Consider the following 8,289-nt stretch of genomic DNA (forward strand, 5'->3'; position numbering starts at 1 on the left):
GCCGCTTACCATTCACCTTCACAAAAACCTCATCCACTTACCACTTCCGTTTGGAGAATACGCGCAGCTGCTGAACACGCTTTCTTCGGATTTCAGCAGCAAACATTGGGCCAAACCTGTTCCACCAATACCGGACAGTTTCGTGGCTCACGTCGATCCTGCGTTCGTGCAGCAGATCTTCGACATTCCGAAGTGAAAGAGGGAAACGGATGTACAGCATCACTGCAAGGCGGATGATCTCGGAACTGGTTTTGAAGTACTTGATAGAGGCAGGATTGGTCATGGGCAAAAGCTACGCGACACCCCTACCCCGCTCAAGCAAAGTTCTTCTGACAAGACCCGGGCTAGTATGTGACCTCAGCCTCCGCCTTCGGCAACATCAGGCTGACCTTTCCTTCGCTGAAGTTACTAAACGACAGATCCCAGCTCGTCCCTGGCCATACCAGTTGCAATTGCTTTGTTGCTGGTCGGTAGACAGCAGTATAGAGCGTTCCGAACCCCGAACTGAATGCCGTGGAATAGAGAGGCGGACGCAGGAAAGCGTCGATAAACCGCTTTTCGCTTTCGGGGTGCTGGTTGAGACGGTTCAGCAGGAACCGTTCCCGCTCAAGCGTAGCGGTAAAGCGTGCATGTTTCGACCATTCCACCTGGCCCTGGTGGTTGGTCGCCACCGGCACGTCAGAGATTTGCGGATGCCGGTCGGGGGCCAGAAACACCGTGCCATGATTGTACTTTGCGTCCAATACGGTGACGTTATAGCTCATGTGGCAGGGAATACGACTTAGGCATTCAATCGCTTCAGCGGTTGTTTCGCAGGTTTGCAGAACATAGCGCAGGATCAGTGGAACGCCGAACCCATCACCCACCTCGCGCCGTCCGCCAAACGTCAGCGACACCGTCAGACCGGCATCGTTTATTCCGTCGAGCAGGCCAAGTACGCCATCACTCATCCCGATCACGCCACGCTCACCCCAGCGGGTTCTAAGCAAGGCGGCATCGAAGGTCTTGGGGTGGTAATCATAGTTTCGCACCAGAATAGGTGTCTTGCCGCGCCAGACCGCCTGACTGCACCCCGACAGGTATTTCGGCGGGCAGTAAAAGCTGAGAAACCGCGCTTGGCTGTCGCTGCCGCCGACCAGTTCAACTACCTCTTCATACAGCGGCATGATCTCGGGCATATGTTTTTGCAGGGCGCGCAGGCACTCACGATAGGTGGGGCGGGCCGAATACCCCTCTTGCGCCCACCATTTGCGGTAGGCAGGCCAGTACTCGGCAAACAGCCCGGCCAGCTTGGGACCGGGCTGCGCCTCGTCGATGGAACGAAAAACAAGCGTCATAGGACTTTCTACATGATTTTGAACGCGGGGTCTTCCATCGGTTGCGCCGCGGGCAGAGGTTCAGCCGTATAAGCCGAAGTGATCCCATGGATCCACTTTTTCGACTTGTCAGTCAGTTTGAAACCTTTGGTCATCGACCGCCCGCGCGTCACCAGAATGCCCAGATCAGCCCCTTCATAGCGGTAATCACCAACATTCGAGATGCGCAGGAAAAACGCCTCATTCTCGCCCACAGCGCGGCGGTGATAGTCGAACCGGTCAAACACCACACGCCCGTCTTCCAGCATCTTGTAGATCCCCGATTGCGGGGCCTGCGTGATGCGGTCGACACTGTCGTCGGTATGTTTGATCACCATCTGTGACCAACTGTCGATCATGTCCGGGTCAGCCCAGCGGGCATTCAGTTCCTCGACATCCAGTTCGAACGGTTTCTTCGAAAACTCCAGCAGGTGGAACAGGAACAGTGGCGCATCGGCATGAGCAAAGGCTGCGTGGTTGGTCATCGAACTGGCTCCGGTGATGCGGGGGTTCAATTCGCCTAGCCAAAGCTCGTCGGTTTTCTTGTCGATCAGGAAGTCGAGTTCGAAATAGCCACGATAGCCAGATTTGCGGAGTTCCTCGCCGAATTGGAAGGTCAGTTGCCGCGCTTGTTCGCGGGCCTTAGGCGGGAAGGCGGTCGAGAAGATTTCATTCCCGCACCAGCCGCCGCGATAAGGGGTGAGCTCCTTGAAGCCCACAAGCTCGGTCATCAGCGGGCCAACGATAGTGCCTTCCGAGGTTGCGCAAGCTTCGATGGCTGCCCCGCGACAGTCGATCCGCTTCATGATCTTGATCTCGCCTTCACCGACGATTTCGTGCTCATGCTTTTTGAAATCGGTCTCGGACTTGATGAAAAAAGTCGTGTGGCCACTGTCGCCAAAGGCGGATTGCAGCACCAGATCGTGGCCCAGACCCGCCTTGTTGCAGATTTTCCGCAGGTGATCGTAGCTTTTGACCACACTCAGGGTGTTTGGCACCGAAGGTACACCCGCCTTATTGCCGATGCGAACTGTTTCGATCTTGTTGTCGCATTTGGTGCGCAGCTTTGCCTTAGGAAACCATAGCTGGCCACCCAACTCCTTAACCAGCGCCTCGGTGGTTTCGTCAAACATCAAGAAGACAAACTTGGGCTTGCCGCCGCGCCGTTTGATCAGATCAATGACCTCTTTGTGCTGCAACAGATAGTTATTGATGTCTTCGATCGACTGGAATTCGTCATGCGGCATCTCGGAAGGGACGAACACGTTCGGATGTCGACCGTCAAAGCAATCCATGTAGCAGATATAGGTAAAGTTCATCACCCATTCATCCAGCCCCAACAAGTTGAAATTGGTCGCCGATACAAAATAGATCGGGTCCTTGTTGGTATGAAAATACCGGCGGATTTCCGAGATGTTTTTCAGCACCTTCTTTGGCATATGGTCCTCCCAGTCCCTTATGATTTCTTGATTGTTTTCAAAGCGTCTTCGGTAAATATGCGCAGGCCCAGATCGGCGCGGAATCCATGGATTTCCGAGACGTCCAGTTCCTGCATGAATTTAAGGATTTCAGGACTGATCACCTGCCCCGGCACAAGAATGGGAAAGCCCGGCGGATAAGGGATCACAAATGTGGCCGAGACCATCTCTTCCCCTGTTTCAAGCCGGTCCAACATGTCTTTGTCGGGCTCGACATAGTCGCAGTTGTCTTCGTCATAAGACAAGAAAAACGCTGTGCGAATGTCGCCTGCCTCAGTGCCTTTTTCACAGCGGAACGCATCGTGGAACCGGCTGAAATCGGGCAGCGGTGGGACGTGTTCGCTCAGGTTTCTGACGCGCTTTTCAAAGGCGCGCTTTTCCATCTTGGACGCATCGTCCATCAGATCGTCCAGTTCCTTGGCGATCTCGACCAGCACTTCGATCAGATAGGCGACGGAACTGCGCGTGGTGCCGATATTGGTCATGAACAGCACGGTATTACGCGATGTCTTGTTGATCTGGATGCCGTATTTATCCATCAAGATCTTCGTCTTGAACGTATCGCCGTCCCAGCCCGTCGCGCCGACATGCAGGGTGATGCGTGTGGCATCCAGAACGAATTCGTCTTTGGCCCAGCAATCCCAGACATCGGCCCAACCCTGATCCGGGTCGAAATAGCTGGTCATGCCGCTTTCGCGATATTGCTCGGGGATCATGTCGCCTGCGGTGACCAGCCGGAAGTATTTCTTGAGCAATGGATGCGTTGTAACCGCCCGGCGGATTGCCATGGCGCTTTCGACCTGCCGCTGGACGAACTCATACCCTTCGATCTCGACCTGCCTGCGACCCACGTCCAGCGATGCAATGATCTGGTAGTTGGGCGAGGTCGAGGTGTGGGTCATGTAAGCCTCGTGAAAGGCTTCTTCGACAGCACCTTTGAACTGCTGGTCGTTGACGTGGATCATCGAACCCTGCCGTAGCGCGGTCAGCGTTTTATGCGTTGATTGCGTGGCATAGACCCGCACCCGTGCGTCCGGTGGTGCGATCAGGCGCGTATCGAGCCACGCGTCATCTCCCTTGCCCTCCAGTTCCTTTTGCTGTGCCGCATAGGCCTCGGCGTGTTCGGTGGTGCGGAACTCTTCTCGCAGAATATTGGCCGAACGCATCGCGGTGCGTACGCGGGTATTGGGCGCAAAGCGGGCGTAACCAAACCACGCCTCATCCCACAGGAACACAAGGTCTTTCTTGATCGCCAGACATTCCTGCATCACCCGCTGGACGTTATAGACGATGCCGTCAAAGGTGCAGTTGGTCAGCAGCACCATGCGCACCCGGTCCAGTTTGCCTTCAGCGCGCAGGGCCAGCAGTTTATGTTTGATTTCACGGATCGGTACCGCGCCGTACATCGAGTAATTGTGCAGCGGATAGCTGTCCATGTAGACCACGCTCGCCCCCGCCAGCACCATACCGTAATGGTGTGATTTATGGCAGTCACGGTCGACCAGCACGATGTCACCGGGCCGGACCAGCGCCTGCACCACGATCTTGTTGCAGGTCGATGTTCCGTTGGTGGCAAAGAAGGTCTGTTTAGAGCCAAAGGCGCGAGCGGCGGCTTCTTGCGCCTCCTTTATCGGACCTTTGGGTTCCAGCAGCGAATCCAGCCCACCCGAGGTGGCAGAAGTTTCAGCCATGAAGATGTTCGATCCGTAGAACGCCCCCATGTCCTGAATCCAATGGCTGCGGCTGATGGATTTACCCCGACTAATTGGCATTGCGTGAAACACGCCTGTGGGCTGTTTGGAGTATTCCTTGAGCGCTGTGAAGAACGGCGTCTTGTACCTTCTTTGCACCCCCCGCAGGATGTTCAGGTGCAGTTCCAGAAAGTCTTCCTGATTGTAGAACACCCGCCGGCACAGGCCGAGATCAAGACCGGCGATATCTTCCGCCGAGCGGTCAGTGATCAAATAGGCATCCAGCTCGGGACGAAGCATGCCGATCCGGCGGCAGGTTTCAGGACCGTATTCCGAGGGTGACAGCGCATCAAGATCGGCGCCCTCGCCATAGAGACTGATATAGCGACCCAAAACATTGGTTTCGTTCTTTGATTTCAGGCTCAGGCCCGGGCGGACGATCACAGCCTGCACATTCTGGTTAAACAGAACTCCGATCAGCGCGTCCTCGACGCTGGGAACCACAACGGTCTCATATATGAACTGGTCTTCGCTGCGGCGCATCCGTTGCAGGCTGGTTTGCAGGAACCGTTCTTGATGCTCGTTGACATTATCGACGATCATCACTTCGAAGTAAGGCCGACCCAGTGCACGGGCCTCGTGGCTTTGGGCCGCTTCGTCCTCGAACTCATCGCCTTCGGTTTCATCCGCGATCAGGGGGATCGAGCGGCGACGAAACGCCCCCGATGTAAGCGCACGCGACACCCGGCGCACGGCGGTTGAAAAATCGCCAAAGTTGCCATGATCCAACAACCGGCGCAGATAATCGAATGCAGAACCGCCCGGAAACGCAAAATACACTTCGATCGGGGCCAGCGCCTGCAACAATTGCCGTGCCCGGTCCCGATCTTTTTCGCTACCGCCCTGATCCAGAGATTCGGCCGTTTCCCGCAGCGCGCTCCATCGGTCTGCTCTCAGCTGTGAGGCGCTGTAGTAGTCCGAGATAGTGTGGAGCTTTTCGCTATCGGAAATGCCGTGCATGAAATTTTTCCTTTCTGCCGATACCGAAAAGTTGGGCTGGTATCAGTCTGTGCCGGAGCGCCCTTTGTAGAGATACAGATTGTCGGGCTTGGTCGCGGTGTCTTCGTTATATCCCAGCGCCGTTCTGGGGTCGGATGCAGCGACACCTGCAACGTCGCCTTTTTGCGGAATACGCAGTGGGCCCAGCGTATGCAGATAAGCATCCGCCCCGCTGGTACGGTCATAAACCGGGAAGTCCGCCTCGCGGTCACGGAAACTCTTGAGAACCTGCCCCAGACCTTTCAGTCCAACTTCACGTTGGCGACGGACCTGATCCAGATCGATCTCGATGGGGAAGATGTCCTCTTGCCCTGCCGATTGGTGCAGCACAGTGGCCGATGGGTCGACGACCAGCGAGCGGCCAACGCCCCCAGCGGCCAGCCCGTTCACATCGAACACATAGCATTGGAACTGCGCGGCGGTCGCCTTGGCAATCGATAGCTCGGCCTCGCGGTCGGTTGTGCCGGTCAGGACCGGATGCAAAAGAACCTCAACCCCCTGAGAAGTCAGGTGCCGAGTTGTTTCGGGAAACCAGATATCATAGCAGATCGACAGGCCAAACCGGCCCACTTCCGGCACGTCGAATATGCAGAACTCGGTGCCTGAGGCGATGTTTTGTTCATAAGGCTTGAACGGGAACATCTTGGAGTATTTAGAAACGATCTCACCATCCGGGTTGATCACCACGGAAGTGTTATAAATCCGCCCATCCTCGCGTTTCTCGAACATCGAGCCAGGGATCAGCCAGATCCCGTAACGCCGCGCCGCGTCCTGAAAGCGCGACAGGTCGTCATTGGGAAAGGGCTGGGCAAACCGGTCAAGCGGACCATGAGGCGCCAGCTCGCTGAACAAGGCCATCTGGGTCCAGGGGAACCGAGCCATCATGATGTCGATCCGATGCAACATAGCGTCAACATTCGACTGCAACGCGCCGACATGCATCTGGATTCCGGTTATCGCAAAGGGGGTCATATTTCGTTTCTTCTCATTTTCTCGCCGATTGCGACCGCCGCTATGATCCGGCGCTCTTCATCGGAACACAAAATCGTGTATTCACGCAAGCCTGCTGTCCTCAGGCCAATTGTTTTGGAAGATTCCGGCGTCATAAACCCTCTTCCTCGGCTGCTTCATCTGTTAGAGTTTCCACAAAATCGATATCGTTGCGGACCCAGAAGAAACGGAAGCCACAACTGCGCAGCCATTTTTCAAGGCGATCCAGGCTGGACCATTCCCGCCGCAGACCGCGGGTGGATTCGACCAACGCCCATTGGCCATCGACCAGAAAATACACCGTCCAGGTGTTGGGATGCGTCGAGTGATTGGCAAAGCCGCCGCTGACCACCTCGCGCGCCGTGCGCACTGCGACAGGGTAGTCTCCGATGCGGTTTTCAGCAGCAAGAATCGCCAGATCGTTTTGACGGATCGTGAATGTTGGGAACGGTGCGACGCTCATGCAGCCTCGGTCTGTACGGCGTCGAGCAGCGCCTTGCGCCGTTCACTGATCTCCGCCGGTTTGAGGTTTTCGATACGGGTCGCAAGCGTCCAGACATGGCCGAAGGGATCGGCGATTGTAGAGCAGCGTTCACCCCAATAGGTATCGGTCGCCTCGGCAATCAGGCGGGCGCCATTTTCCAGCGCGGTCGCGAGGGTCGCGTCAGTGTCTTCGACATACATGTGATGTCCAACCGGTGTGACCGTGCCCGAAACGGCGGGACCATGCGCACCCCAACCGGCGGTAACAAACAGCATCGAATTGCCGATCTTGATGGTGGCAAATCCCGGAGCCTCTTCCACATCACAGGCCTGGACCTTCGCGCCAAAGGCGCTTTCGTAGAACTGCAGCGCTGCGGGTACGTCACCAACGGCAAGCGACGCGGTGCAGGTACGATAGCCACGGGGCATAGTGGCAGGCTTCTTCATCATTCCGGTCCTCTCCGAATTGGGCGACGGTCGCCCTAAGTGACATGCAGGAATTTCCCGCACTATGCATCATACTGTGGCTCATTCCGGCGGGGCCTGCAACACTATGATGCATAGTGCTTATTTTTCACTCCAAATGCTCAGAAAGTTGGCGGTGTGCAGGCGCTGATGATCCGGCAGACTACGGGGCCGACCTGCCGGAACCGTTGCGGCGTGCGACTGTTGAAGTAATAGGCATCGACCGGCCCCAGAACCTTGCGTTGATCGCCCACCGTCACATCGACCCGGCCCGAGATCACGGCACCGCCCTCTTCCACCTCATGGCCATACATCACCCGCCCTGTGTCGGCGCCAAGATCATAGGTCTCCTGCAAGATCATCATCGCGCGCGCATGCAGGTTTGATCCCACCTGCCGCAGCGACAGCCCGTCCTTGCCGATCTTGGTCAGTTCTTCAGCAGCGTAGAACACTGTCTGCTCACTTTCGATCTCGAACGAGAAAAAGTGCGACATGCTGATAGGGAGGTGCTGTAAGACGAATTCGAACCAGTCTCAGCTTGCCTGGGAAACCGCGAAACTATCCGGAACAAAGTTGACGCCACTCGCTAAGAGCGGCCGCGCGGGTCAGCTTGAAGATGTCTCGGCTTGCTAGCGATCTTTCCTAATTGATGTGGTTCTAAACAAAGGAATGAACGGCAGCGAACTTCTGCCGATTTCGCATGCGCTTGAAACGCCGCATCGCGCGTTCGCATCGTAGGAAAGGAAGATGTGAATTCTCGACGCGGTT

General features: G+C 56.2%; 7 protein-coding genes and 2 pseudogenes. All 9 read right to left on the minus strand.

Features of this window, described 5'->3' with window-relative positions; all coding sequences use genetic code 11:
• Nucleotides 1–40: 40 nt before the first annotated feature.
• A pseudogene (locus ACR0KN_RS22210) lies at nucleotides 41–283 on the minus strand (IS6 family transposase); the annotation flags it as partial.
• Between the two features lie 61 nt (nucleotides 284–344).
• The gene (locus ACR0KN_RS22215) at nucleotides 345–1,337 is read right to left on the minus strand and encodes a C45 family autoproteolytic acyltransferase/hydolase (RefSeq protein ID WP_480656654.1); all 993 of its coding nucleotides are present in this window, start codon (nucleotides 1,335–1,337) and stop codon (nucleotides 345–347) included.
• 8 nt (nucleotides 1,338–1,345) lie between these two features.
• Nucleotides 1,346–2,794: a biotin carboxylase gene (locus tag ACR0KN_RS22220; RefSeq protein WP_480656656.1), complete on the minus strand. Its 1,449-nt coding sequence runs from the start codon at nucleotides 2,792–2,794 to the stop codon at nucleotides 1,346–1,348.
• 17 nt (nucleotides 2,795–2,811) lie between these two features.
• Nucleotides 2,812–5,544 carry an aminotransferase class I/II-fold pyridoxal phosphate-dependent enzyme gene (locus ACR0KN_RS22225; protein WP_480656658.1) on the minus strand — a complete coding sequence of 911 codons (2,733 nt, stop codon included), beginning with the start codon at nucleotides 5,542–5,544 and terminating at the stop codon, nucleotides 2,812–2,814.
• A 42-nt stretch (nucleotides 5,545–5,586) separates the two neighbouring features.
• Nucleotides 5,587–6,555, minus strand: coding sequence for a carbon-nitrogen hydrolase family protein (locus ACR0KN_RS22230; RefSeq protein ID WP_480656660.1), 969 nt, complete (start codon nucleotides 6,553–6,555; stop codon nucleotides 5,587–5,589).
• A 130-nt stretch (nucleotides 6,556–6,685) separates the two neighbouring features.
• Complete coding sequence (locus ACR0KN_RS22235; RefSeq protein WP_480656662.1) at nucleotides 6,686–7,036, minus strand: hypothetical protein; 351 nt, start codon at nucleotides 7,034–7,036, stop codon at nucleotides 6,686–6,688.
• Nucleotides 7,033–7,506 carry a VOC family protein gene (locus tag ACR0KN_RS22240; RefSeq protein WP_480656664.1) on the minus strand — a complete coding sequence of 158 codons (474 nt, stop codon included), beginning with the start codon at nucleotides 7,504–7,506 and terminating at the stop codon, nucleotides 7,033–7,035. Before ACR0KN_RS22240 ends, ACR0KN_RS22235 begins: the two co-directional genes overlap by 4 nt.
• 137 nt (nucleotides 7,507–7,643) lie before the next feature.
• Nucleotides 7,644–8,015 (minus strand): cupin domain-containing protein, encoded by a 372-nt coding sequence (locus ACR0KN_RS22245; protein WP_480656666.1) that lies wholly within the window; start codon nucleotides 8,013–8,015, stop codon nucleotides 7,644–7,646.
• A 64-nt stretch (nucleotides 8,016–8,079) separates the two neighbouring features.
• Nucleotides 8,080–8,289 (minus strand): annotated as a pseudogene (locus tag ACR0KN_RS22250) (IS6 family transposase); the annotation flags it as partial.

This window comes from Ruegeria sp. AP7 (genome assembly GCF_056539905.1).

What these genes read in the sequence shown, in the direction of transcription:
- ACR0KN_RS22215 (WP_480656654.1), bottom strand. Translation starts at nt 1,337, where the DNA reads ATGACGCTTGTTTTTCGTTCCATCGACGAGGCGCAGCCCGGTCCCAAG.
- ACR0KN_RS22220 (WP_480656656.1), bottom strand. Translation starts at nt 2,794, where the DNA reads ATGCCAAAGAAGGTGCTGAAAAACATCTCGGAAATCCGCCGGTATTTT.
- ACR0KN_RS22225 (WP_480656658.1), bottom strand. Translation starts at nt 5,544, where the DNA reads ATGCACGGCATTTCCGATAGCGAAAAGCTCCACACTATCTCGGACTAC.
- ACR0KN_RS22230 (WP_480656660.1), bottom strand. Translation starts at nt 6,555, where the DNA reads ATGACCCCCTTTGCGATAACCGGAATCCAGATGCATGTCGGCGCGTTG.
- ACR0KN_RS22235 (WP_480656662.1), bottom strand. Translation starts at nt 7,036, where the DNA reads ATGAGCGTCGCACCGTTCCCAACATTCACGATCCGTCAAAACGATCTG.
- ACR0KN_RS22240 (WP_480656664.1), bottom strand. Translation starts at nt 7,506, where the DNA reads ATGATGAAGAAGCCTGCCACTATGCCCCGTGGCTATCGTACCTGCACC.
- ACR0KN_RS22245 (WP_480656666.1), bottom strand. Translation starts at nt 8,015, where the DNA reads ATGTCGCACTTTTTCTCGTTCGAGATCGAAAGTGAGCAGACAGTGTTC.